The following is a 25,089-nucleotide window of genomic DNA, read 5'->3' as shown; positions in this document are numbered from 1 at the left end:
ACACAGCCGTCACATGGAGTATTCGCCACCTCCAACCCCTGGCCACCATACTCCATGTTGTGTCTGTGTTCCCAGTGGATGTTGTCGCAGTCTCCACCCCAACCCTTGCGACAACATCCACCGGGAAGGTCACCTTTGATAAGCAACTTTGTAGCGCATCCATCATAGAAAGAGACAATAGGCAGATTGGAGTACAAGAGATGAACACAACGCTTCCAGCATCATCGGTTCCAGTTGAAACAAGCGATTCCGTTGAACGGCCGCTACCCTTTAGCCTGCTCTTCGCCGAGACCCCACCCTGTTTCGGTCCACGCGACGAGTCCATTTATCCGACCGCCTACAAAAGCAATCGCGACGGCAAAGAAGAGGATGATGAGACCGACGATACCGATGATCCAGATGAAATCCCGGATCAAACCGGGCTTATCGCTGACTCCAACACGCGAGAGGATGACGACTACTAATGAAGAGCCACGTGTTGATCCTCACACAGCCAACCGATGGCCACGCCACCATGATGATTGAGGAGCTACAGCATCGCGGTGTTCGAGTCACCTGCTACAATGTCGCCGATTTTCCAGGTAGCATCACCACCTCATGCACGCTTGATCAGCAAGGACAGTTGGAAGGAACACTCGAGTATCAAGGGCAGGTCATTGCCCTTGATACCTTGACCAGCATCTGGTGGCGCCGTCCCACGTTCTATAAAGCGCCTCCTGGATATACCGCCGGCGAGCAAAACTTCCTCGAACTGGAAACCCAGCGAGGCTTTCTGGGCATCCTGGAAAGCGCCGAGGTACAGGATACGTATACGCTCTGGGTCAGCCGCTATCATGCTATCAGAAGAGCCGATCTCAAACCACTCCAGTTGACAGCCGCCCAACAACTTGGCTTGCGAATTCCTCACACCCTGGTCACGAACGACCCCCAACGGGTCAGAACCTTCTATGAAACCAGCCAGGGTCGCGTCATTCTCAAGTCGGTTGCTCGCGGCGTTATCGAGGGCAACGACAAGAGCTACCTGTATACCAACGAAGTAGGCCCGGAATACATCGACGAGCACACCCTCGAGCGTGTACGCGTCACGGCCCACCTCTTCCAGGAGGCCGTCGTGAAAGCATTTGAGCTGCGCGTGGTCATCATCGGGCAACAGATCTTCGCGGCAGAGATCCACTCCCAGCACACAATACATGGGCGCATCGACTTCCGGCGCGATTACCCAAACCTGACCTATGGCGCCCACCAGTTGCCGGATGACCTCGCACAAAAGCTCTTCGACCTGGTCCGCTTCTTTGGGCTACAATACTCGTCAATGGACCTGATCGTCACACCCGCGGGCGAGTATGTATGGCTTGAATTGAATCCTAATGGACAATTTTACTGGCTCCAAAAAGAAGTGCCACAACTCCACTTAAAGGAAGCCATGGCCAATCTCTTATCACAACCAGAGGAGTATCGCCTATGAATACCTCACCCTTCAACAGCACCACGCAGTCATCTGCAGAAGCACGCCAACACCTGGTCGATGAACTCGTGAGCAAAGGCGCCATCAAAACAGCAGCGATCCGCAAGGCCTTCGAAGCCATCCCCGCGAGCGTTTCGTCCCCTTTTTCTACGAACGAGACGAGGCGCAAAAGCGAATGGCATGGACACGATACGATGCAGCAACTACACAAGACTATACGAAGATCATTTATAGCGATGGTGCGCTTGTTACACAGGTAAATGAGCGCGGCTGGCCCAGTTCGTCCAGTTCGATGCCAACGGTCATGGCGCTCATGCTCGAAGCACTCGCTATCCAACCAGGGCAACGCATCTTGGAGATAGGTGTAGGAACGGGCTATAATGCGGCCATCATGACCATGCTCACCGGAGATCCACGTCTGATTACGAGCATCGAAATTGACAAAGGGCTGGCCCAACAAGCACAACAGGCGCTGCTGGGCACAGTTGGACCCGTCAATGTCGTCGTAGGAGATGGCTATCAAGGTTACCCCGAGCACGCTCCATATGACCGTATCATCGCCACTGCCAGCGTCCCTCTCATACCGCCAGCCTGGATCCAGCAACTCGCCCCAGGCGGACGTCTCGTCACTGACCTGCATGGCTCGCTCGCCAGCGGATTCCTGATCATGGAAAAAACGCAAGACGGCAGCATAAGCGGATATTTCCAAGAGCAACCGCTACACTTCATGCCTCTGATCACAGAGCAACTGCCCCAAACATCATTTAGTACAATTAAAAATCTGCTCCAGGAGCCACGACGCGAGCTATTCCCCCTGGACAACAACTCACCTTTTCCAGGCATCCTCGAAAACCACTCTTACCGCTGGTTCCTGCAGTGGTTCCTCCCAGATACCCATATCAGCCGGCAAATCCAGGGTGATGCAGAATACATCTATCTCTACAACCCAAAGCACTGTACCATCCTCCGCTTCCAACAACTGAACGGCAAATGGGCTGGTGACGTCCACGGCGCCTATCCTCTCTGGCAGAAAGTCCAGGACGCCCACGCCACCTGGAAAGCCTTGAAAAAGCCTGCACCCCAGCATTACCGCCTGGAGATAAACGCTCGGAACCAGACTATCCTATATGTAGGAACACTGAGTTTACTTGTTAATGCGCCTCAAAGGCACCCTTAAATAGATCACAAACCTTTTTTTACTACTATGAGATTGTGAAATTATTAATATAATCTCATAGTAGTAAATTATCTTATTATAAGCATCTTAATTTCAGAAAAAAGTTAAATTGAGAACGCATACAGCAACTAGAAGTGGAGTCAGACGCAGAGAAACAATCAGAACAACACAACTCTCAGTTGTCATCAACTTTCTGTAGAGGCAAATCCTGGGTCTGTTCGACCTGTACATCTTCAGATAAACTTTTCACTCATCAAAACTATAAAAGCCCCATTTTCATGTCATTCACCACGTGTACCAGAATGATAGCTCTCGGTTAGGAAGGCTCAGAAGAAAAGGGGGCTCTAACTCACACCACGCCTCGCCTACGCCCTCAGAGTTATAGCATATTTAGGTATATACATTCTTAGTTACTTGAGTTATGGTGAGAACCCGTTCCATCCTTCCAAGAACCGAATAAATATGACCTATTCTTTTTGATGAAGAGTAAGATATACACCTTTTTCTTTTTTCTGTACCCACCGTCTTGTCAACCACGTCCCCATACATGAAGCAACCGCTTGATTCCAAACAGTTCGATCAACATTTTCTCCTAACCATGGACATTGCTCCCAAAAGTGTTGCTGAAGGTAAGTGTTTTCTAATTGTTGCCCTGGCTGAGCTGTTATTATTTCAATACCAGTAAGAAATCGAGCAATACAAAGTGGGATATTGAGATCAACCCATGAACAATAACGAGTAAGTTGTTCTCGCTGTTTTTCATTCAACAACGACCACCGATGTAAACTATAAGAAAATGGAGTGATCGGTTCTGGCAACAAAGATTTATTTTCAGCCAACGCAAGTGCTAACTGAACATAGTGCTGGACCATTTCAGAAGAAAAATGGGGAAGCTCAAAAAATAAATCCATTTCCCGAGAGCACTCCAAACAAATCCATTCATCTTCAGCATTTTTCATTACCCTAGCCCACTGCTTACACGATGGACACCAAAGAAATGGTATATCATCATAAACAATTCCTTTTGACAATTGTTCAATAGAATACTTATTCATGCGATGATAAGGATTTAGCACTTTAACCTGTTCATCTTTCCCCAAATACACAGGGAGAAAGGATGTATAGAGAATATGAAGAAGCCATAATATTAAAAAGGGATCAACTTGCTCACCAAATTTCAGCAAAACCCATCCATGCCAATAATCAGACCAGTAGAGATTGATTCCCTGCACATCTATAGGAGTAAGGTGCCACTTATCAAGTGACGGCCATGCCATTGTTGTTTGCAACTGTTTTATGCTAGGATGTTCCGTCATTAAAGCTGCAGCAAATTGACTGTTTGGCAAGTCAATAAATGCCAGTGAATCATAAATGGCAATACACCGACTTGTTGCACGACTATAGGCACAAGAGAGCATCACATCATTATCAATACACCGCCCAGCTAACACAATAACAACAGGAACCTCAAGACCACGACACTTATAGACAGAAATTGTTCTATCCTCATATTTGCGATATTCAGGTTGATAATTTGGAGGATTTTGAGTCAAATAAATAACCAAGATATCTTTTAGTAGAATCTTTGCATTCTCCAGATCTTGGAGTGTTTTTTGAAGCTGTTCCATCGGATTATCAGAAAATAACTCTTCTAAGGAGTCAGGATCATCCTCACGTGTTGAATCTTGCTCATAAGATGACACAATTACTTGTTGAAGACGCTCAAAAACCGGACGGGGTGATCGCATATTTCTAGTTAATGTGAAAACCTAGCTTGCATGAATAGCATTACCTATCTCTTCAGCAGTAGTCTTATGTTCATAAGAAAACACTTGTGTTTCATCACAACAGGCAAGAATTGGCTTTTCCTTTAACCAATCATATAAAGTCTTTAACCAATCACAATGAAATACCTGAGCTTCATCAATAATCAGCGCATCATAGGCTGGCATACACTGTTTTGCTACAGCTTCCTTTAAAGCATTATGTGCTTTTTCTTTATACCATTCTTCTTTATCCCATGTATCCATTCTTCTCAACGAGCGCACAGCTGCTCGACACAACTCGTGAAAATTCATAACCTCTGCACGTGGTGAATCTGGATGTGATTGATTAAACGAACCTAATTCTACTTGGATATCCTCTAATAACGCAACATTATAAACAAGGAAAAGGACTTTCATTCCTCGTTCAATAAGCTGAAATGCTCGTTCAATAAGCTGAAATGCTCGTTCAATCGCAATAAGGGTTTTCCCCGTTCCACTTCGACCTGTGAGAACATACCTGGAGTGTTCATTAATTTGTTTTAATCGATAAGATTGCTGTACAGTAAGTTGCAAATGGTTTTGATTTATAAGAGAAATACGTTCCATCCATGTCGGAGTAAAATCGGGATCTGGCACAAGGAGATTAATTATTTGATTGATCTGACTAGATGAAGGTATTTGATTTTTATATGCATGTTTCCAATAAGTCATCAATTGAATAATTTTTTGGCCTAAATTGTTAAGATCGCTTTGATCTAAACAAAGGCATTGTCTAGTCTCATAGGTAGCATCATAAAAGGCAGGAGGAAGAGTTCGTCCTTTTACTAAGCTTTGTGGAAAAACAACAGCATACCCAAATTTACAGAAAGGGCCACCAGCATTAACTATCCACTTTCCAAGCGAAAAAATACCACGCTTCATTTGGCTAAGAGGGTCTTTCCGCCCACCATTCCCAAACACCACGTAATTATTGTCTATCTTTACGTGTTCTCCTTTAACTTCTAATACCAAAATTCCCAGCTTGGGATGTGAGATAAGAAAATCTATTTCTCCCAGGGGGACAGCACGCCCGTCAATCTCTTTAGCTACCTGCGCTAACCAAGGAAGACTATGTATTACAAAAAAATCATCATTAAGTTGGGTGGCCAGAGCGCGATACACAGCTGGTTCTGCAATATAACTGCTATTTTTTGTTGGACCACCTTTAGGATACATCCTTGCCATAATTTCCTCCAAAGTCCTATATCCAGCATTCAAAAATTTTAGAATGAAATACAGGGGAAAAGTATACCCTATGAATTGATGAGTGTATAGAAGCAAACCTCATTAAGAATCGATATCCAGCACTAACATGCTAGAAACTTGTCACACAGCCAAGTGATCTTAACAGATAATCTTTATTTCATAATCTGGCACAACATCGATGTCGAGACATTGAAGGCTTGTTTTACTCCTTTGTAACATCTCTAAACTTTTCATTCTAAGCACCATGTGACTTCATGTCACCACAGTCTTTGGCTAGTATTCTGGCTATCATTCGTACTTGGGGTTCCCAATTGGAATCGTCTTGCTAGGATGAGCTTGAGCTTATAGACTTTTTATTCGCTTTTTAAAAACATCTGCAAATTTTATCATAGTTTCTACAGCCCATTTCTTTGTATGCTCTAGCTCCTCTATAGGAGCATCGATTGTTGCTAACCTCAACAAAAAAATGTGACTCTCTTTTCCCTCTAATCGATCCCAAATTAACGATTGACCAAACTCCTTTTCAATCGTTGCTCGCTGTTCATAAAGAGTATCGAACGCCTCTTTGGTTGCAGCACGATTACCAGGGACATTTATTATCAACTCAGTTTTTATACCATTTTTAGTAAAAGCCCAGTTGAACATATACCCTGTTTTTCCAGCTCCGAAGAAGCAAAAGTTCTCTGGTTGTGTTTTCTTTGCATTAGTAATCCCAGGACGAGCTTCTCTTAGACGCTCTAGTAATTCAGCGAAGAAGAGCTGATACAAAATATTTCGATGTCCGTTTGCTTGATTTCTGTTAATACTTGAAATCGATTCCTTATCCTTTGACCTCAATAAGTCGAAGAAATCCACAGTAATAGCTCTAGGATAAGCCAAATACACCCATGATTTCTTATGGTGGTCATAATCAAAGGTCTGAGCATATTTATGTCCGAAACGATCATGATACGTTAGGGTAAGGCGCGCAGAGTGAAATGGAAGGCTAGGATTGTGCATTACATCATATAAACTTGGCTCTTGAGGAGCATAAAGCTGATAATCACCTAGTTCCTGTTTACCGTCCAATCTATCTCTATGACGCACCAAGGTAAGAGTTAACGTATCTCCAGGCTCAAGTGGACAGCCAGAATAGTCTCGCCAATGGAACCCCTCAAGATCAATTCGTTTTTGAGGCATTGTGTTAGGCACAATATATGTCTCGCACCCAAATAGTGCTGCATAGATATGATAGGCATTTTCTTTTCCAATATTTTTGATCTCGATACGTTGTCCATTGGCATTCACGTCTATCCAGTTCTGAGCATTTGTCTGGAATACGGGCGGTGTTAGGATTTTAAAATCCGGACTGTCGCCAGTAAATATATTCTGTGTTTTAAGTTGGCTCTTTCGCCATTTTTCATTCCATTGCTCTACGGAACGACGACCGGCCAGAGTGGGGCGAATTGTCCAAGTCCCGAAAACTTTGATGGCCTCTAACAATTCCTTTTGCTCCAACATCGTTACTGCAGCAAGCACAATACTGCGTGCTTCTGAGATGTGAAATTGTGAATTGTGGGGAAAATCTGGCGAGATGCCTAGTTCATCAGCAAGACATTTTGCGAGGTCAGCCTCGCTAACCCCCGAGCCTAAAGGCAGTGGATAAGGCCCTGTTAGAGCTACCAGATGGTAAAGCACACGATCTTCAAAGTGAGGGGAAAGCGTCAATTGGGGTGGAGGAGTTCTCGTAAAATTGTTCTCAGTGGGCATTTCTGCTTTCTCTTCATGAGGAGAATGAACTTGCTGATTATTTGTCAAATTTGATTCAGCACTCTGTACATACGCTTGTTTTGTTTGTATCTCTCTAATCATTGCTGCGAGTTTTGCCCATAGCTCTTCTCTCTCAGAGCGCCTCATTAATGTTACTGGTTTCAAATGGTGGTTTACTGCCTGAAACTTTGAAATACTTTCAGGTAAGGTACATGGTCGAAGAACTATAGGGAGTATCTTTACTCCTTTGGTCTCGGCAGCAGCTAAGAGTGGAGGAAGCTCACTATCTGCGATAAATGGAGAATTCAAAAAATCTATACTCAACAGTAAAACGGCTATCTTGGTAGAGACGAGTGCTGCCTCTATTGCCTCCTTCCAGTTGTCGCCTGGACAGATTTTCGTATCTGACCATAGATCTATGAGTTCATTTTTCTCAAGATAGCTCAGATGAGGGAGTAGTTCATTGAGAAACCTAGTGTCTTTATGGCTATAGCTTATAAAGATCTTTGTACGATTAGAGGATATCATCTCCAACTTATCTCCATTAACATCTAATAAAAGTGATGCGACTCATTATCAGAGAATAGTTTGAAGTAGAAGTAATAATGTGCCCATAATTATACGCCAGCTCATTCCCAATAGCAACTATAGAGGACCTTCCCACCTTGATAAATCGTGACATAATTACTCAAAAACTTGTTTCATCTAAATATAACGCTATAGCCCATCCGATAGACTCTTAAAAAGGTATATATATGAAGCATTTAGGGCTTTCCGGCGTACTTTTGATTTACGATACTGGTTCATAGGAATAGTTACCATAGCCAACTTCACTGATGAGGCAAAATTGGAATGGGGAAAGAATATGATTGGTGATTTTCAAACAGGTAGATAATAGGGCGCTATCTATCTACCTATCGATCATTCTCATCCGATGCTACGTCTCTCATAGACAAAGGAGAGACGATATATCATGCTAGACCAGCCTCTTGAGGGCGTTGATGATATCCAAGAGACGATGTGAAGAACCCCCAACTGGAGGTGTGTGTAGACACCCATGTCTGGCGGGTCAGCAAGCGGCTCGGCCTGATCGGCCCCAAGGTCAACGCCGACCAGGCCCACACCGTCTTCGCGAAGATCGCTCCGCCCGACTGGGTCTATGGCCTGCACGTCGGCCTGATCCGCCACGGCCGCCAGATCTGCCACGCCCAGCGGCCCAAGTGCGGCGAGTGCCCACTCTACTCGCAGTGCGCCTACGTCGGCAACGTCAGCCCGCAAGAAACCGAGATCTCTTAAAATGAGGATTCAACTGTGCATACAGCATACGTTTACATGCCACGGTTTGTCTGTTCGAAAGTATGGATAGCTTCTTGAAGTTTTTGATGTTCATTACGCGGAACAGTATGATCACCATCGCGATACTGCAGTTGGCTTAATTGATGGAAGAGTCTTTTGGCAAAGGGAAGCAAATCACAGACTGTGATCAAAACAATCTCACCTTTTTCATCTGACCAGCCAGCAATGTTTCGAAACCAGACAATATGGATTACGAGCTGCTCTCCCTGGCGTGTGAACAGCCAGCGATACTCACCCGATTCATTCCACCAGGAGCACTTCGCGTCACTGGCGCCCATCAATAGCAACCGCTTCGCCCTGCTCACACCAGATCTCCACTGGTATGCAATAGGAACAGGACTGGTCATGATAGAATACAGTGAGCAGGACATACATGAGTGGAAGATTCAATCCCAAAAAATTTTAGAAGCTCATCGCCATGATATCCTGGTGGGAGTTAATCGAAGTAATTCATGGGAACTCCTTGTATCGAAGGAAACAAAGGTACATCTTTAACGTAATCCACGCAGGATTAAATCAAGCAGACGTTCAGCCTGCTTGAGGCCAGCTTGATCCTGCGGAACACGCCACAACGCACCAGCTACTAACAGGACGTCGTCAGGTATGATGTTGGACCGGATCTGTCCTGCTTCCTCAGCTTTTTTAAGGAGGCAGGACAGCGCCAGGATGACCGGCTGGTACGTCCGCTGAACTACGTTGCTTTCTGCAGCTTTAGTTAACGCCTCCCCGAGACCATGCTTCATGCGTGCATAGACGGCAAGCTGCTCAATCCAAACACGCAGCGCGGCAAGCGGTTCCATTTCCTGGAGAAGTTGGTCAACTGTGTCGGCGTGGCGCTGTACGTCATGGCAATACAGTTCGAGAATCAGTTCTTCTCGCGTCGAAAAATGCCGATACAGTGTCCCATTGGCCACGCCCGCCTTCTTTGCAATCGCGTTCAGTGAGACAGTTTCGTGTGTTGACAATAAGTCATGGGCAGCCGCTAAAATAGCTGCCCGATTGTGTTGGGCATCCACTCGCTGATCTTTTGGATTCAATGTCTTGTCACCACGCAGACTCCTTGACAAACGGGGAGTTCCCCGTTTATAATAGGCACTAACAAACGGGGAACTCCCCGTTTAATGGAGCCATCAGGAAAAAGTTTCCATGCTCAATAGTATTAAAATACAGCAGGAGAAATTATGCAATATGTCAAACTCGGGGCGACCGATCTTGATGAGTATGGCAAGAATTCGTTCCGGAGACAGCCATTTAGAACCGGAAAAAAAGGCTTCTTGTCTCCAGCCAATTGCTGCACATCCTGATGAGCAGTTCATGAGCACTTCGATAAGGCTACGAGAGAGCATTGAATTGGAGGACAGAATTTATGACGTTGGGCAAACGAAAACTTGGCAGTCAGGGGCTGGAGGTATCCGCGATCGGTCTTGGGTGTATGCCTATGAGCCAATCCTATGGCCCCGCAGATGAGAAAGAATCGATCGCGACACTGCACCGTGCCATCGAAATAGGATGCAATTTCTTCGATACAGCCCAGGGCTATGGTCCCCTTACCAATGAAGAGCTCCTCGGTCGTGCTTTCAAGGGACGGCGCGACCAGGTAATTATCGGCACCAAATTTGGCTTTCGTTTTAAGGACGGCAAACAGGTTGGTACCGAAACAGCAAGCAGGCCCGAGTATATCCGTGAGGCCGTAGAAAGCTCACTACTCAGGCTTCAGACAGATTACATTGACCTTCTGTATCAACACCGTGTCGATCCAAAGGTGCCGATGGAGGATGTCGCCGGGACGGTTGGTGATCTCGTCAAGGAGGGCAAGGTCCGATTTTTCGGTCTTTCCGAGGCTGGTATAGCCAACATCCGCCGCGCCCATGCCGTGCATCCGGTCTCTGCACTCCAGAGCGAATACTCGCTCTGGGAACGGAATCTGGAGCCGGAGATTATCCCGGTTCTGCGTGAGTTAGGCATCGGCCTTGTCCCCTTTTGCCCGCTTGGCCGAGGCTTTTTGACCGGCGCAGTCAAGCGTGCTGAAGAGTACCCTGAGGGTGATACTCGACATATCGATCCGCGCTACCAGGGCGAGAATTACGATGCCAACGCGCAGGCAGCGAAAGCTGTATTCGAGATCGCCACAGCAAAGAACATCCCTCCCGGACAGGTTGCACTTGCCTGGATATTACAAAAGGGCGATTTCATGGTGCCGATTCCTGGCACGAAGCGCCAAACATATCTGGAAGAGAATGTGGCCGCAGCTACTGTCCACCTTGATCCTTCCGAGATGAAGGTGCTTGACGATGCTCTGGTACCGGAAAAGGTCTCGGGGCAGCGTTATCCCGATTGGGTCATGGCAACGATCGATCGCTAAACTCCCCAGTTTCCAGGGTTGATGCTCCGTTTATCAAAATGAACGCATTCGTCATGGAATCCGGCAAACTACAATGCCTCAGCAACTGTAGCACTTTTCGTCCAGCGCTACAGTTGCACTTTTTAATCTGAATAATAATCCCGTTCATTTCTTTGCACGGATCAACATGCGAAAAATCAGCCGGGTTAACGCTATCTCCATGCAATCCATCTCCATGCCAGGCAATTGTCTACATTTCAATACGTGTGATACCATGTGCACGTACGATACCAGGCACCAACATTGCGTGATGATTGACCCAGGCATCGTTCCTGAACATAACGCGTGCAGGGCAGCTATTTACTGTGATCATTTGCTGCTGGTCGATCTCGAGGAGGGGGGACATATTGAGAAATGAGCGTTTGCGTCGGCAGCGTGTTTTGCGCAACTGGCGGCAACAGGATGTCGCAGATCAAATAGGCGTCTCAATCGTTACGTATCAGCGCTGGGAACGCGGCAACCAGCAGCCCAGTGCCTACTATCGCATCAAGCTCTGTTCTCTTTTTGATGCCAGCCCCCAGGAGCTTGGCTTGATTGAAGATGCTCTCCCTGCCACCTCCAAAGATCTGTCCACTTCCACGTCCAAGGGCTCTCCCTCTTCTCCCGCCGAAGAGAGCGAGGAGGCAACGGCGGAGCAGCCAGCCAGCACGCCCAACGAAGAGATTATGCTCTGGACCGTACCATACACGCGCAACCCCTACTTTACCGGGCGCGAAGAGATACTGGCACAATTGGAGCAGCAATTTGCCATCTCCCATAAGGGCGACATTCACCAGCCCACCGTGGCGCAACTGCTGGCGATTACAGGGTTGGGTGGGATTGGGAAGACGCAGATAGCCGTTGAATATGCGTATTGCGCTCGGACAGAGGGACGCTATGTGCATACTATCTGGGTGAATGCATCCAGTGAAGAATCTATTATGACCGATTTCATAGCACTGGCAGCGCAGATTCCTGAGTTCGCGGCCCAGCATGAGGCGGATCAGCGCCAGCTTACTCTGGCGATCATTCACTGGTTCGAGTATTGCGAGCAGCCCTGGCTGCTGATTGTAGATAACGTCGATGACCTTTCCTTTATCTATAACTACCTGCCACGACGCGGCAACGGCAACATATTGCTGACCACACGCGCCAGCGCGGTGGGCTCACTGACTATCCCTATCTCTCTGGAGACCATGAGCGTAGATGAGGGGACCCGCTTCTTACTGCGACGCGCGCGACGTCCGCATACGCTACCGGAGGAGGTCGCCGAGGCGGAAAAGATCGTTACCGCGCTCGGGCAATTTCCGCTGGCCCTGGACCAGGCGGGCGCGTATATTGAGGAGACCGCTTCCAGGTTCAGTGATTATCGGCTGCTCTATGAGCAGCATCGTCATGCGTTGTTATCTCGCCGTGGCTGGCAGAGCATGCGCTATCCAGAATCGGTGGCCACGACCTGGTCCCTGTCTTTCCAGCGTATCGAGCAGAGCAACCCGGCGGCCGCGGAACTATTAAACCTGTGCGCGTTTCTCGCTCCGGATGATATTCCAGAAGAGTTGCTCATCAACGGCGCGAGCCAGTGGCCACCTGCGCTGCAGAAGGCGGTGTCAGACCTCTTCACCTTCAACCAGATGCTGGAAGAGTTGCTCTCCTTTTCTCTGGTGAAACGCCTGACCGAGCATCGTCTGCTCAGCCTGCATCGCCTGGTGCAGGTGGTGATCAGAGCACGCATGTCAGCTCAGGAACAATGCCAGTGGACAGAACGCATCGCGCGCGCCGTCTGGCTGGCCTTTCCCGATAATCCCAGAGATAATGTCGCCGTCTGGCGCAAGTGCCAGCGCAATATGGCGCAGGTTCAGGCTCTGGATGCACTGGTACAACAATATCAACTCCTGCTGCCAGAGGCGGCCGAGATGTTCGACCGCACCGCGACGTATCTCGGTGAGCGGGCCATGTACAGACAGGCCGAAGCGTTCAATAAGCGGGCACTGCATATCTGGGAGCGGCTGGTCCCACCGGATTACCTTAAGCTGGTCGCTTCCTTGAATGGCCTGGCGCAACTCTATTATGAACAGGGAAAGTATGCCGAGGCCGAACCTCTGCGCCAGCGGGCGCTACAGATTCTGGAGCAGCAGGTCACAGCCCCGCAGCCCTACCTGATGACGATTACCCTGCATGGATTGGGCTTCTTGTACTCCGAACAGGGCAGGTATGCTGAGGCCGAGCCAATCTACCAGCAGGCTTTGCGCATATGGGAAGAACAGGTGGGATCAGAACAGCCCCACCTGGCATACCTGCTGCATGGGCAGGGGTTCCTCTACTCCGAACAGGGTCGCTACGCTGAGGCCGAGCCACTCTTTCTGCGCGCCCTGCGCATCCGCGAGCAACAACTGGGTCCAGAACATCTGCGGACAGCCTATACCTTGCATGCGCTGGCGGTTCTCTATACGCAGCAAGGTCGCAACGCTGAGGCCGAGCCGCTCTTTCTACGCGCCCTGTGCATCCGCGAGCAGCAACTGGGTCCAGAGCACCTGAAGACCGGCATCGTACTGAATGGAGTAGGTCTGCTCTATTACAAACAGGGCAAGTATGTAGAGGCCGAGTTATTTTACCAACGAGCACTGCACATCTGGGAGCAGCAGGTACAATCAGCACATCCACAGGTAGCGATTACGTTGAATGGACTGGCGAACATCTATCACATACATGGCAAAGATGCTGAGGCTGAGAGACTGTATCAGCGTGCCCTGCACATCCACGAATCATACCTGACGCCGCAACACTACAAAACAGCATGCGTACTGTATGATTGCGCACGCTTCCAGCAAGACCGGGGCCGCCTGTCGGAAGCCCGTTCCCTCTACCAGCAAGCCCTGGAGATACAGCAACACGTGTTTGGCGCGGACCATCCAACAACCATGGCAACCAGACAGCATATGCACGATGTACAGGCTGCTCTGCAGCCAAAAAAGGGAACGCAGCATTAAAAAACGCGCGACGCTCTCTCCCTGTCTTTCCGAGAGGGCGTCGCGCGTTTCCCCCCCCATCCCACCCAAACGATGGATAGACGATAGGTAACGCTCTCCGCATCCAGCGAGCTCGAAGGTATGCTTTCCCTAGGACATAAAGATCGGTGCGTCACCGCTAGTGCGCTGCGTTTTCCTCCGGTCAATGTACCTGATTTCGGGCCACGATCGCACCATCCAGCCAGAGGCCGAGCACTTCATGGCCAAGCGCATCGGAGCCACCACGCGAGAGGCCACTTCCAGACATGCTTCTCCGGTCTCCCATCCGTACGAGGTCGCTGAGCCGATTCTCGAGGCAGCCCGGGGCATTAATCGCTAGCAATACTTGATACAAGTACGGCGTACTCATCCGAGCGTCAATGGATACCCGGACGAGTACGACGTACAAACACACAGCAAGGAGAGACGGTGTGGGAACAACACATAAAAAGACAGCGGAAAAGCAGACGTCCGCGACGTATCTGACAACCGAAGCCGACATGACGGAGCTGCAGATTCAGGCGGTAAGCGAGATCCTCAATCAGACGCTCGCTACGGTGACGGCGCTCTTCATCAAAACCAAAAACTACCACTGGCACCTATCGGGTCCCCACTTTTACGAATACCACCTGCTCTTTGACTCCCAGGCGGAAGAGCTTTACGCCACCATCGACATCCTGGCAGAGCGGGTGCGGCGCATCGGCGGCAAGACCATTCGCAGCGTTGGCCACATCAGCCAGTTGCAGCGGATCGAAGATGATAATGAGGACGGCGTTGATGCCCTGGATATGATCCTGCGCTTACTGCTGGATACAAAAATCCTGGCCCAGTTGCTGCGCGAAGCCCATACCATCAGCAGCGAATGCCACGATATCGCCACCACCAGTGTCCTGGAGAACCTGCTGGACCAAACCGAGAAACGGCGCTGGTTCCTGGCAGAATTGTCAAGGTAGGTTCGGGCTATGAGTCATCCCGGATTTTTCAAAAATCCGGGATGACTCATAGCAAGGTAGCTCGACAATGGAGAGGAGCAACGAAGGGATGCATAATAGAAAAGGACACAACGAGTGACACAGGAGTATACATACCTCACGATACCGATCAACGACCTGGATCACAGCCAGGGACTGGCCAACGCCCCCATAACGCTGGTCCAATATGGTGACTATGAATGTCCATATACACGTCGATCAACTGTAATTGTGCGCGCACTTCAGCAACAACTAGGCGATCGGTTACGCTTTGTATTTCGCAATTTCCCACTCACCGAGATCCATGCCCATGCACTGCACGCGGCATTGGCCGCCGAAGCAGCCAATAACCAGGGCAAGTTCTGGCAGATGCATGATGCCATCTTTCACCATCAGCACGCCCTGCAGGATGCGGAACTGGCGCAACTGGCGGAAACGGTGGGACTTGATCTTCATCAGTACTCAAGCGACATGGCGATCCAGCGCAACCTGGAACGCATCGAGGTAGATGTGGAAGGAGGCGAACAGAGCGGCGTGCAAGGAACACCGACGTTCTTTATTAATGGACGTTTGTATAACGGTTCCTGGCAACAAGACGCTCTCTTGGCCGCGCTCACAGCCATACAATAATAAAAAAATATGTCGTCATGATGATAGTAGAAAGCAGGGCTTGCAGACGCAAGCCCTGCTTTCTACTATCATCATGACGGGTCCAGTCCTACCTGGTCGATATAGCACCATCCCCAGTCTTCCCCTGGTTCAGAGGATTGGATAATGGGGTGATTGGTCTGGTGAAAATGCCGGGTCGCATGCCTGTTCTTCGAGGAATCGCAGCACCCGACATGGCCGCAGATAAGGCAGAGGCGCAGGTGTACCCAGCTATCGCCCGTCTTGAGGCAATCCTCGCATCCACGGCTCGATGGCGTCACATCTTGTATCTGATCCAGGTGTGTACAACCTCTAGTCATCTTTTCTCCTTTAAGTGAAGTGGAGAGAGCCAGCTTCCCGGCTCTCTCCACTTAAACGTCCGCCATTGATAAGATGGTTGCTGATCTACTTCGCCTGCAGGAAGGAGAGCAGATCGGCGTTAAACTGATCTTTATGGGTCAGGGTCAGGCCATGTGAGGCGCCCTGGTAGACCTTCAAGGTGGCGTCATTGACCAGTTTGGCGGCCTGGTAGGCGGAGGCCTCGATCGGCACGATCTGGTCGTCATCGCCATGCACGATCAGCGTCGGCACATCGATGCGCTTGAGGTCTTCGGTCAGGTCGGTCTCCGAGAAGGCCTTGACGCAATCGTAGGCGGCTTTGAGTCCCACCTGCATCGACCAGAGCCAGAAGGCATCCTGCAGGGCCTGCGAGACCTTGGAGCCGGGTCGGTTGGCGCCAAAGAAGGGGCTGCTCAGATCCTGGTAAAACTTCGAACGATCACCCGCAACACCGGCACGAATGCCATCGAATGCTTCGATCGGGGTGCCCTTGGGGTTGGCCTCGGTCTTGAGCATCAGCGGGGTGATCGCTCCCACCAGGACCGCGCGGGAGGCGCGGGAGGTGCCGTGGCGACCAAGATAGTGCGCGACCTCGCCGCCACCGGTAGAATGGCCAACCATGGTAATATCGCGCAGGTCGAGGGCCTCAATCAGTTCGGCCAGATCATCGGCATACGTATCCATGTTGTTGCCATCCCATGTCTGGCTGGAACGGCCATGACCACGGCGGTCGTGCGCAATGACGCGATAGCCATGGGAGGCCAGGAAGAACAACTGGTCGTCCCAGGCATCGGCGTTGAGCGGCCAGCCATGGCTGAACGTGACCGGCTTGCCAGTGCCCCAGTCCTTGTAGAAAATAGTCGTGCCGTCTTTGGTAGTAATTGTGCCAGTACCCATAATCTTTTTTCTCCTTGTTTGCTAATATCTTAACTTACTTCTAAATCAATGGTGCGGGATGTTCCCCACAGGTGCCCTCAAGGGGTGTAGGACCCTCCTGCACCTCCCGCTTTATTGTTGATTTTTGTAACGCAGCGGGGGCAGTGTTTGCTCGATGAGTGGCCGCTGCTCTTCCAGCCAGGGTGGCAGCTGCAGGCTGGAGCCTAGCTGCTCAACCGGCTCGTTGATGGCAAAGCCGGGCGGGTCGGTCGCGATCTCAAAGAGCACGCCGCCGGGTTCAGGGAAATAGATCGAGTGAAAGTACTCACGATCCAGTATCGGCGTGACGTTGACATCGTGGGCGTCGAGCTGCTCCTGCCACTGCTGCTGCACCTCATCGTTGGCGACGCGCCAGGCAACGTGGTGGACCGTGCCAACAGCGGCCGATCCCGACCAGAAGCCCTGGGCATTGCGTACATCCACCCTGGTGCCTGATCCGCCTGCCCCAAGCTCATAGCGGAAGGTCTGCTGATCCTCCGCCGCCAGCCGGAAACCCAGGGTATCGGTCAGGAAGCGGGCGGTCTGTTCGTGCCCATCTTCCCACAACGTTACACTGGCCAGGCCGCGAATAGCGTGTTCGGCGGGGATGACGCCGTTGTCCCAGCCGGGAGGTTCCTGTTCGCCCAGGTGGGCCACCAGTTCGAGGACCAGGCCGTCGGGATCGCGCAGCGTAAGAACCTGTTCACCAAAGCGCAGCGTTGGCCCCTGATGCTGGATACCATGTTCGTGTAAGCGATTGATCCAATATCCCAGAGAAGCCTGAGGCACCGAGAAAGCAGTCGCGTTGATCTGTCCCGTTCCCTGGCGCCCTCGGGGCGCACCCGGCCAGGCGAAAAAGGTCATAATCGTGCCTGGACGCCCCTCCCGATCACCATAGTACAGGTGATATGAAGTAGGGTCATCAAAATTCACAGTCACCTTGACCAAGCGTAGTCCCAGGAAACCGGTATAGAAATCGACATTGCGCTGCGGATCACTCGTGATCGCGGTAACGTGATGGATACCGAGAAGACTATGTTGCATTCGCAGTTTCTCCTTTCTACAATAGCTCGCTTCAGGCTTCCTGCACCTGAGCTCCTATCGAATTGCGATTTCATTTAGAGTATATCTGCCAGAGCTCCGTTCTCAGAGATCGTTACCTATCGTCTAGCCATCGCCTGATCATTGTCACATGGGAGCTTAGATGAAAAAGAGGTTGGGTGGGGATTTGAGCATGCTTCCAGCATGCTCAAATCCCCACCCAACCTCTTTTTCACAAGTCAGAGGAGTTTCGCTGGCTGCGCAAGCTCTTGCATGCTCTGCGCGGTAGCCATCGTCAAGGGGTTATCGGCTCCCAGGGTCCGTTGTTGTATTCGCAAGGCGCGTTGATACAGTTCAGTTGCTTGCTGAATACGGCCCTGCGCCTGTCGGAAGCGCGCCAGGTGATAGAGCGCCTCCGCCAACCTCTCATCCTCCAATCCCGCTACTTGCTCACGCAGATACAGGAGTTGCTGAAAATAACGCTCGGCCTCTTCATCCCTGCGCTGTTCAGCGTACAGGATGGCCAGATCGATGATCACATCGCTCACCAGGAACTGATCATGATTCTGCAATTGTTCACGAATCCTGAGTGAGCGTCGAAAGCATTCTTCTGCCTGCACATATCTTTGCTGTTCGCGGTACAGGATCCCCAATCTATGAAAAGAGTCAGATACCTGGCGATGGTCAGGACCCAATTGTTGTTCACGAATCTTTAACGCTCGTTGATAGCAGTGTTCGGCGTCTTCATATTTGCCCTGCTTTTGATAGAGCTTTGCCAGTTCATGCCAGACAAAGGCCACGTTAAAATGCTCGCTACCCAGATGCTTTTCACGAATGCTTCGTACCTGCAGAAGGATTTGCTCGGCCTCTCCATAGCGTCCCATCTCCACATATGTCACTGCTAATATGATCAAGGGATTCGCTATGGCAAGACTGTCGGGCTCCAGATGCTGCTTGAGCAGGTCAGCTGATCGTAAACAGAGCGCTTCAGCCCGTGCATATTTACGTTGCTCCACGTATACGTATGCTAATCCGTTCAACGGAAAGCTTAGATCACGATATTGAGGGCCGAAACGTTGTTCATAAAAGTCGATTGCGCGCAGGTAAAGGGCTTCGGCCTGGACATCCTTGCCCTGATTATTATAGAGATTGGCCAGGCCACGCATCGCATCTGCGACCCCGCTATCGTCCCGGAGCTCGGGTCGTTCATAGAGGGACAGCGCTTGCTGATAAAACTGTTCGCACTGTCCATATTTTCCCCAATTATGATAGAGCTTTGCCAGGCGCGCCAGTTGCCTGGCGGCGAGCAAGGGATTGCTCTCCTGCGAAGGCTGCCATATGCGCAGCGCCCGCTGCTGCAATGTCTCAGCCTGGGCATACACCGCGCGTTCTTGCAGATATGTGCCTGCTCGACTCAACAGATCCGCTGCCTCGGGCAAAAGAAACTGATAGTCCTGGATCAGTCTGTCGCAGGCCTGTACCTGATCCAGATAGCGCTGGCAGAGCGACCAGTTCTCTGGCTGATCGGCGTGCTCAGGGAAAACGGCATGCATAGCCAGCACCAGGCGCTGCGCCCACTGGCGCTGCTCCACTGGCTGCATGCCTTCCAGGTGCACGACCTGGACCAGGCGGTGGATGCTCAGCAGGTTATCTTCTGTGAGACGCTTGATGAGGGAAAAGGAGAGCAGGGCCTCTAGCATCTGATTCAGTGTAAAGCGGGAAGCGACCGCCTGCCCAAGGAGAGGCGGCCAGTAGGGCGCTCCCTGTTCGAGCAATTCTTCTGGAATGGTGTCTGGAGCGGTAAAGGCGCACAGTTCGAGCAGCATGATCGCCGCCGGATTAGTCTGTTTCACCTTCTGCAGCGAGAGGGACCAGGTGGTAGCGACCGGGTCGTGATAGCCCGCGACCTGCCGGCCACGGCGCGCGAGCAACCTGGAACGATGCTGCTGATAGAGCAGACGATAGTCGTGAAAGCTACAGCCGGTCTCTTCGATGTAGGCGGCCGCCTGGTCGAGCGCGAGTGGGAACTGCCCCAGTTCGATGGCGACATTGGTGGCCTCATCAGCCTCTTCGGGAGAGGCGCTCTCCAGGCGCCGGGCGCGCTGGAGCAAGAAATGGGTGCTTTCGACCAGACCCATCATGTCGATGGCAAACGAGAGGGGAATCATGCCCACCGCATTGGCGCGCGTGGTCAGCAGCATGTCGCCCTTGCCCCGTACCGGCAGAAAAGGCTGGACCAGCGCCAGATCATCCGCGTTGTCCACGATCAATAACCAGGGATGCTGGCACTCCTCCAACCAGCGTTTGACGGCGGCGATCAGTTTTTGCTGGTCCTTTTCATCAGCGACCAGATCACCGGGGAGCAGGCGGGCCAGCGCCACAAAGCTGGCCTGGATCGACTCTTCGCTGGCGGCCGAGATCCAGAGCGTATGGGTGTAGCGCTTCTGCTCCAGTGCGCGATAGGCGTATTCAATGGCGATCTGCGTCTTGCCGATGCCGCCCAGCCCCTTGATCGCCTGCGCCTGGGTCAGGGCGACCCGGCGCAGCCCGACTGGCTGCGCTGCCTCAGCAGAGAAGAACTGCTGCGCGATCTGCCCGAGCAGGCTGTCGCGCCCGGTAAAATGGGGATTGCGAGCATAGGGAATGGTCCACAGCGGTCGCTCTACAGATGAAGGAGCTACTGCGGCAGGCGTATCACCTGACGGCGGCGTGGTGGCCGTGCCGTCCTCCGCCTGCTCATCCAGGCCCAATTCACCCACGCCGAGTTCAAAGATTTCGCAGAGTTTGACGCGGTAGTAGGCGCTGGGCTGCTGGGTACCACGCTCCCAGCGCTGAATCGTAATCACAGTCGTCCCCAACTGATCGGCCAGGTCCTGCTGGCGCCAGTTATGCAACATGCGCTGCTGGCGCAAAAGCATATTCTTCGGCATGCGCTCTCCTTCCTCATCTTCTTAGCCATAGCGACGCGATCAAGATACCGCCCATTAGATAGGGTCTACACAGTCTCTGTACGCTCCAGTGCCGCCCGATCCCACCGTCCCAGCGTCGCCCCGGCTTCATAAGTACTTTGGAAAAACTCCAGCAGCGTCTGTTCGGGATTGGCGCTGCTGTGTACGTCTTCATAGCGTAGCACAAACTCGCCCAGCGCGGGATAATAGAAGGCAGCGTCCGGGCGCACGGCGGCCTCGCGGAATCCCACCGGTTCTGGGGCGCTATAGGCGTAGAAGACCGGCTCCGGAGAAGCGCTGTCGCCGGGCCAGAAACCGCAGCTACTCACCTCGTGGGAATAGGCTTCGCGCGTCATGAGGTCCGCGCCCGGCCGTGCGGGGGCGCGCCGACCCGAAAAGCGGGTCACCGCCAGGTCAAAGCTGCCCCAGAAGAAATGGATCGGGCTGGCCTTGCCGATGAAGCCGCCACGGAACTCCTTCATCACGGCCTGGATATGCAGCAGGACGCGCCAGAAACGCTGGGCCGACTCGGCATCATACGAGTCATGAATATCATCCTGGTCGCAGGGGATGGGATGCTGGATCTCACTGGGCAGCGGATTGATGCGCACCTCGATGCCCAGAGCGTGCAGCGACTCCATGAACTCATGGTAAAACTCCGAGACCGAGCGTGGAATGAGCGGCAGCGTCTTGCCTGTCCCTGCACTGGTCTGGATCAAGAGCTGGTGATCGATGAAGTCAAACAGGACCTCGAAGATCTGCCCCGGCTGACCCGGCACAGGGATGGATGAGGTGGTGAGCCCGCGAGCGGTCAGATACAATGGGACCTGCCACCAATGGTTGATATAGGGACTGAGTTCCAGGCGCACCTTGCCCACGACCTGCATCCATAGGTGCAGCGTTTCACGCGTCTCCAGCCAGGGCGTCACCAGCGGCAAGGCCGGCCACGCTTCGACCAATACATCCTTCTTTCTCTGCTCCATACCTGTTCCTTTCGGTTTCAGTTTCCGTCTCTAGCCAATACAATTTCCTATTTTCTAGAGAAGTATAGCGCCCGAGGCCCGGTGTTTAAAGAGCGTTACCTATCGTCTGACTATCGTTTTCCATGCGCTTTGGCAGGATGCTTCTTTGCCAGCCTGTAAATCGTCCCGATTGTCGCGAATTCTGCCGTTGTTTCTGCCCAATCAAATCCTCTGGCTCAATCCATTGAACCTAAATCAGCCTATGGAGCGCATTGACGATATCGCGGAGGTGATGTGAAGAACCCCCAACTGGAGGTGTGTGTAGACACCCATGTCTGGCGTGTCAGCAAGCGTCTAGGCCTGATCGGCCCCAAAGTCACCGCCGACCAGGCCCACACTGTCTTCGCCAGGATTACACCATCCGACTGGGTTTACGGCCTGCACGTCGGCCTCATCCGCCACGGCCGCCAGATCTGCCACGCCCAGCGGCCAAAGTGCGGCGAGTGCCCACTCTATTCACAGTGCGCCTACGTTGGCAGCGTCAATCCCCAGGAGACTGGGGTGTCTTAATTGGAATGGTGGCTAAGCCATTCTACGAGATGTCATATCCCATCTCTTGCGTGATGGCAGAATGCCCTGGTTGTGGAATTTGTCGTGATGCTGTCCTCCTTCCCTTTTCCAGGCTCACGGCAGGTCAATCTCATCCAGAGAGATCAGCCCTTTCTTCAGAGCGTAAATCACCGCCTGGGTGCGGTGAGCCAACTGCAGCTTGGTCAGGATGTTGCCCACATGGGTTTTCACGGTCTCGTTGCTGACCATCAGGACTTCGGCGATCTCCTGGTTGGTGCGACCGAGTGCAAGCTGGCGTAGCACTTCTTGTTCGCGCTCGGTCAGTTCCACACCGGGTTTGCCCACGCGGGTCAGCTCTTGCATGACCAGCCTGGCTATGGTGGGATCGAGCAGAGATTGACCACATGCAGCCGCACGAATGGAGGCGAGCAGATCCTCCAGACTGGTATCTTTGCGTACATAGCCAATGGCCCCGGCTCGCAGTGCCGCACCCACCAGCGCGTCATCGGTGGAGCTGGTCAGGGCGACAATGTGTGTGTGAGGGAGTAACGCGCGAACCCGTTTGATCGTCTCGATGCCATTGATGCCGCCAGGCATGAGCAGGTCCATGACTACGACATCGGGCATCCACGCCTCAATCTTTTGTAGTACCTCCTCACCGCTGATGGCCTCACCCACCACCTCCAGATCCTCAAACACCCTGAGGTAGCTCTGCAGGCCATGGCGCGCGACCTGATGATCGTCCACAAGAACCACACGAATCGGTTCAGCCATTGTTCTCTTCCCCCTTTGCTTGAGCTAATTGGTCGTTTATGCACCGGCTCAGTTGCTGTTTCAAGAACCGGATGAGCCGATAGTTCCACACAGTGCTCGCTGCGCCCAAAAGCAAGATGAGCGCCATCCCATCTGCGTTTTGCTGCGCCGGGGTGATTGGAGGCAGCACGAATAAGGAACGGACGAAGATTAGACCGACCACGCCGGCTATGCTCCAGATGATCAGTGCCCGGACAAACCATTGTTGGCGTCTTTCCAGTTCCCTGACAAGTTCCTCAGGAGAGAGCAGGCGGTAATACCGCTTCATCCCTTGCACATAGTGCCAGAACAACACCTGGATTGGGCCTCCCAGGCAGAGCACAGTGCCAGCGAAGAGCCAGAGGGTCGGAGTGGTCCCCAGAGGTCCAACGACTCTGACGAGATAGAGGACTCCCAGGGCAACTGGGAGCAGCAGACCCAGGCTCACACGATAGTGTTCCGGCACGAGTTCCAACGCGGTCTGACTCTCCCGACCCGCGCTCGACGTCACTCTGGTACGATACCATATGCCGCGGGCAAAGCCAACGAGCGTTACTAGAAACGCCCCTAACACGCTCAGACCCAAAAAGGTGTTCCACCACCCGTTGATGATACTGACCCATCCCAAGGCCGTTCCCAGAAAGGAGGCGATTGCACAGAGCCGATAGCCACGCCTGGCCAGTTCCTCCGCACGCGCCAGTTCGTACCGCTGGTGGGCCTCTTCCTCAGGGCTGCGCAAAGCCTCCAACAATGGGATGGTGATCAGCACACTCGTGCCTTGACCTGGCTGGCTGTTGATTTCCACGCTCCCATGCAACGCGCGCGTTCTCTCACGCAGGTTTACCAGTCCCATACCGCTGCGCACGCGTGCCGGATCAAAGCCCTGACCATCATCGCGTACCGTGATACACAGTTCCGGTCCAACCGTGCGCATTGCGAGCCAGATCGTTTGTGCTCGCGCGTGTCTGGCAATGTTCGCGAAAGCTTCCTGGGCTAAGCGGAAGATTGCATCCTGCCCGGCACGCAGGATGCAATCTTCCGGTAAGGCGGCAAGATCCACCTGGACCTGCGCTCCCGTGCGGAAACCGAGGGCCTGTGCCTGAATATGCAGTGCTTCAATCAGACTGGTGTTCTCCAGTGGCGCAGGACGCAGTTGTTGTAAGAGCGCTTGCATTTCCACTTGCGCTCCTTGAGCGCTACGCTCGATATCCTCAATGGATGCACGCGTCCTCTCCAGGTTCTCACGTTGCCAGTACGCCTTGGCCGCTGCCGCACTGGCGTTGATCCCGAAGAGATGCTGTTTGATGGAATCGTGCAGTTCTCGGGCAATGCGGTTGCGTTCTGCCAGGGCTGCTGCTTCGCGTGCTTGCTGCAGGGCTTGCTCGCGCACATCGACCGTGAGCCGTTCATTAGTGCGGTAGCGCTGAATACGCTGCTCGACCTCTCGCGCGCGCAGGAACAAGTGGCCGAGCGGCCAGCGTGCGAGCCATGGGAGGTTATCGCGCTCATCACCTGTCAGGTGAAGCCGATCGTGGGCGAGACGTGAGAGCGTCAGTTCGAGCAGATAGAGGCTGTATTGAAGATTGAGCGTGCAGAGGAACCCGCAGACAACTGCTGTTGCCAGGGCGATGAGCCCCGCGGAGAACAGCGGGACGCGCAGGTGAGCCAGCCAGGAAAAGAATCCCAATGCCACTGCGCTGGTCAAAAGAGAACTCAGGCCTAGATAGAGAACGGTGCTGAGCGGTGAACTCGCTGTGTCC

At 52.1% G+C, this 25,089-nt stretch carries 22 protein-coding genes; 10 read left to right on the top strand and 12 right to left on the bottom strand.

All coding sequences use genetic code 11. The features are described from left to right. Window positions 1-200 precede the first annotated feature (200 nt). The 4 genes from EL645_RS21970 to EL645_RS21960 are packed head-to-tail and all read left to right on the top strand — an operon-like array spanning window position 201 to window position 2,642. Window positions 201-464, top strand: coding sequence for a hypothetical protein (locus tag EL645_RS21970; RefSeq protein WP_126552479.1), 264 nt, complete (start codon window positions 201-203; stop codon window positions 462-464). Next, window positions 464-1,465 carry an MvdC/MvdD family ATP grasp protein gene (locus tag EL645_RS21965; RefSeq protein WP_126552478.1) on the top strand — a complete coding sequence of 334 codons (1,002 nt, stop codon included), beginning with the start codon at window positions 464-466 and terminating at the stop codon, window positions 1,463-1,465. Before EL645_RS21970 ends, EL645_RS21965 begins: the two co-directional genes overlap by 1 nt. Continuing rightward, the gene (locus EL645_RS39460) at window positions 1,462-1,725 is read left to right on the top strand and encodes a hypothetical protein (RefSeq protein ID WP_161977579.1); all 264 of its coding nucleotides are present in this window, start codon (window positions 1,462-1,464) and stop codon (window positions 1,723-1,725) included. Before EL645_RS21965 ends, EL645_RS39460 begins: the two co-directional genes overlap by 4 nt. Continuing rightward, window positions 1,641-2,642: an rRNA adenine N-6-methyltransferase family protein gene (locus tag EL645_RS21960; protein ID WP_126552477.1), complete on the top strand. Its 1,002-nt coding sequence runs from the start codon at window positions 1,641-1,643 to the stop codon at window positions 2,640-2,642. Before EL645_RS39460 ends, EL645_RS21960 begins: the two co-directional genes overlap by 85 nt. A 467-nt stretch (window positions 2,643-3,109) precedes the next feature. Here the strand turns inward: EL645_RS21960 and EL645_RS21955 are convergent, their stop codons facing one another. The 3 genes from EL645_RS21955 to EL645_RS21945 form a co-directional block, all read right to left on the bottom strand. Beyond that, the gene (locus EL645_RS21955; RefSeq protein ID WP_136625262.1) at window positions 3,110-4,345 is read right to left on the bottom strand and encodes a hypothetical protein; all 1,236 of its coding nucleotides are present in this window, start codon (window positions 4,343-4,345) and stop codon (window positions 3,110-3,112) included. Between the two features lie 66 nt (window positions 4,346-4,411). Beyond that, a complete protein-coding gene (locus tag EL645_RS21950; protein ID WP_126552475.1) occupies window positions 4,412-5,632 on the bottom strand; it encodes a nuclease-related domain-containing DEAD/DEAH box helicase in 1,221 nt (406 codons plus the stop codon). A 363-nt stretch (window positions 5,633-5,995) separates the two neighbouring features. Further along, window positions 5,996-7,930 carry a DUF4268 domain-containing protein gene (locus tag EL645_RS21945; RefSeq protein ID WP_136625261.1) on the bottom strand — a complete coding sequence of 645 codons (1,935 nt, stop codon included), beginning with the start codon at window positions 7,928-7,930 and terminating at the stop codon, window positions 5,996-5,998. Between the two features lie 492 nt (window positions 7,931-8,422). Here EL645_RS21945 and EL645_RS21940 point away from each other — a divergent pair, with 492 nt between their 5' ends. Next, window positions 8,423-8,698, top strand: coding sequence for an endonuclease III domain-containing protein (locus EL645_RS21940; RefSeq protein ID WP_126552473.1), 276 nt, complete (start codon window positions 8,423-8,425; stop codon window positions 8,696-8,698). A gap of 32 nt (window positions 8,699-8,730) precedes the next feature. Here EL645_RS21940 and EL645_RS21935 read toward each other — a convergent pair whose 3' ends face one another. Further along, the gene (locus EL645_RS21935) at window positions 8,731-9,063 is read right to left on the bottom strand and encodes a hypothetical protein (RefSeq protein WP_126552472.1); all 333 of its coding nucleotides are present in this window, start codon (window positions 9,061-9,063) and stop codon (window positions 8,731-8,733) included. 186 nt (window positions 9,064-9,249) lie between these two features. Continuing rightward, window positions 9,250-9,825: a TetR/AcrR family transcriptional regulator gene (locus tag EL645_RS21930; protein WP_218031961.1), complete on the bottom strand. Its 576-nt coding sequence runs from the start codon at window positions 9,823-9,825 to the stop codon at window positions 9,250-9,252. A 299-nt stretch (window positions 9,826-10,124) separates the two neighbouring features. On the opposite strand from EL645_RS21930, the gene EL645_RS21925 reads away from it, so the two are divergent. From EL645_RS21925 to EL645_RS21910, 4 genes are all read left to right on the top strand, one after another. Further along, window positions 10,125-11,120: an aldo/keto reductase gene (locus EL645_RS21925; RefSeq protein WP_126552471.1), complete on the top strand. Its 996-nt coding sequence runs from the start codon at window positions 10,125-10,127 to the stop codon at window positions 11,118-11,120. Between the two features lie 386 nt (window positions 11,121-11,506). Further along, the gene (fxsT, locus tag EL645_RS21920; RefSeq protein WP_161977578.1) at window positions 11,507-14,125 is read left to right on the top strand and encodes an FxSxx-COOH system tetratricopeptide repeat protein; all 2,619 of its coding nucleotides are present in this window, start codon (window positions 11,507-11,509) and stop codon (window positions 14,123-14,125) included. A 449-nt stretch (window positions 14,126-14,574) separates the two neighbouring features. Further along, on the top strand, window positions 14,575-15,096 hold the full coding sequence (locus tag EL645_RS21915) for a Dps family protein (protein WP_246035438.1): 522 nt from the start codon (window positions 14,575-14,577) through the stop codon (window positions 15,094-15,096). Between the two features lie 114 nt (window positions 15,097-15,210). Then, complete coding sequence (locus EL645_RS21910; protein ID WP_126552468.1) at window positions 15,211-15,744, top strand: DsbA family protein; 534 nt, start codon at window positions 15,211-15,213, stop codon at window positions 15,742-15,744. 71 nt (window positions 15,745-15,815) lie between these two features. Here the strand turns inward: EL645_RS21910 and EL645_RS21905 are convergent, their stop codons facing one another. The 5 genes from EL645_RS21905 to EL645_RS21885 form a co-directional block, all read right to left on the bottom strand. Further along, complete coding sequence (locus EL645_RS21905; RefSeq protein WP_126552467.1) at window positions 15,816-16,082, bottom strand: UBP-type zinc finger domain-containing protein; 267 nt, start codon at window positions 16,080-16,082, stop codon at window positions 15,816-15,818. An 85-nt stretch (window positions 16,083-16,167) separates the two neighbouring features. Further along, window positions 16,168-16,998: an alpha/beta fold hydrolase gene (locus tag EL645_RS21900; protein ID WP_126552466.1), complete on the bottom strand. Its 831-nt coding sequence runs from the start codon at window positions 16,996-16,998 to the stop codon at window positions 16,168-16,170. A gap of 111 nt (window positions 16,999-17,109) precedes the next feature. Then, complete coding sequence (locus EL645_RS21895) at window positions 17,110-18,060, bottom strand: ring-cleaving dioxygenase (RefSeq protein ID WP_126552465.1); 951 nt, start codon at window positions 18,058-18,060, stop codon at window positions 17,110-17,112. Window positions 18,061-18,296: 236 nt separating this feature from the next. Continuing rightward, entirely contained in the window at window positions 18,297-20,987 is a 2,691-nt protein-coding gene (locus tag EL645_RS21890) for a helix-turn-helix domain-containing protein (RefSeq protein WP_126552464.1), read from the bottom strand. Window positions 20,988-21,052: 65 nt separating this feature from the next. After that, on the bottom strand, window positions 21,053-21,988 hold the full coding sequence (locus tag EL645_RS21885) for a DUF5996 family protein (protein WP_126552463.1): 936 nt from the start codon (window positions 21,986-21,988) through the stop codon (window positions 21,053-21,055). Window positions 21,989-22,378: 390 nt separating this feature from the next. On the opposite strand from EL645_RS21885, the gene EL645_RS45635 reads away from it, so the two are divergent. Continuing rightward, window positions 22,379-22,537 carry an iron-sulfur binding domain-containing protein gene (locus tag EL645_RS45635; protein WP_371865750.1) on the top strand — a complete coding sequence of 53 codons (159 nt, stop codon included), beginning with the start codon at window positions 22,379-22,381 and terminating at the stop codon, window positions 22,535-22,537. Between the two features lie 114 nt (window positions 22,538-22,651). Here EL645_RS45635 and EL645_RS21875 read toward each other — a convergent pair whose 3' ends face one another. After that, window positions 22,652-23,311, bottom strand: a complete 660-nt coding sequence (locus tag EL645_RS21875; protein WP_126552461.1) for a response regulator — start codon at window positions 23,309-23,311, stop codon at window positions 22,652-22,654. Beyond that, the gene (locus tag EL645_RS21870; protein WP_126552460.1) at window positions 23,304-25,034 is read right to left on the bottom strand and encodes a sensor histidine kinase; all 1,731 of its coding nucleotides are present in this window, start codon (window positions 25,032-25,034) and stop codon (window positions 23,304-23,306) included. The genes EL645_RS21875 and EL645_RS21870 overlap by 8 nt, the downstream gene beginning before the upstream one ends. Between the last annotated feature and the right edge of the window lie 55 nt (window positions 25,035-25,089).

It is taken from the genome of Dictyobacter kobayashii, from assembly GCF_003967555.1.
Lineage (GTDB): Bacteria > Chloroflexota > Ktedonobacteria > Ktedonobacterales > Ktedonobacteraceae > Dictyobacter > Dictyobacter kobayashii.
The sequence above is the reverse complement of the archived record's forward strand: the minus strand, read 5'-3'. Positions and strand labels throughout refer to the sequence as shown.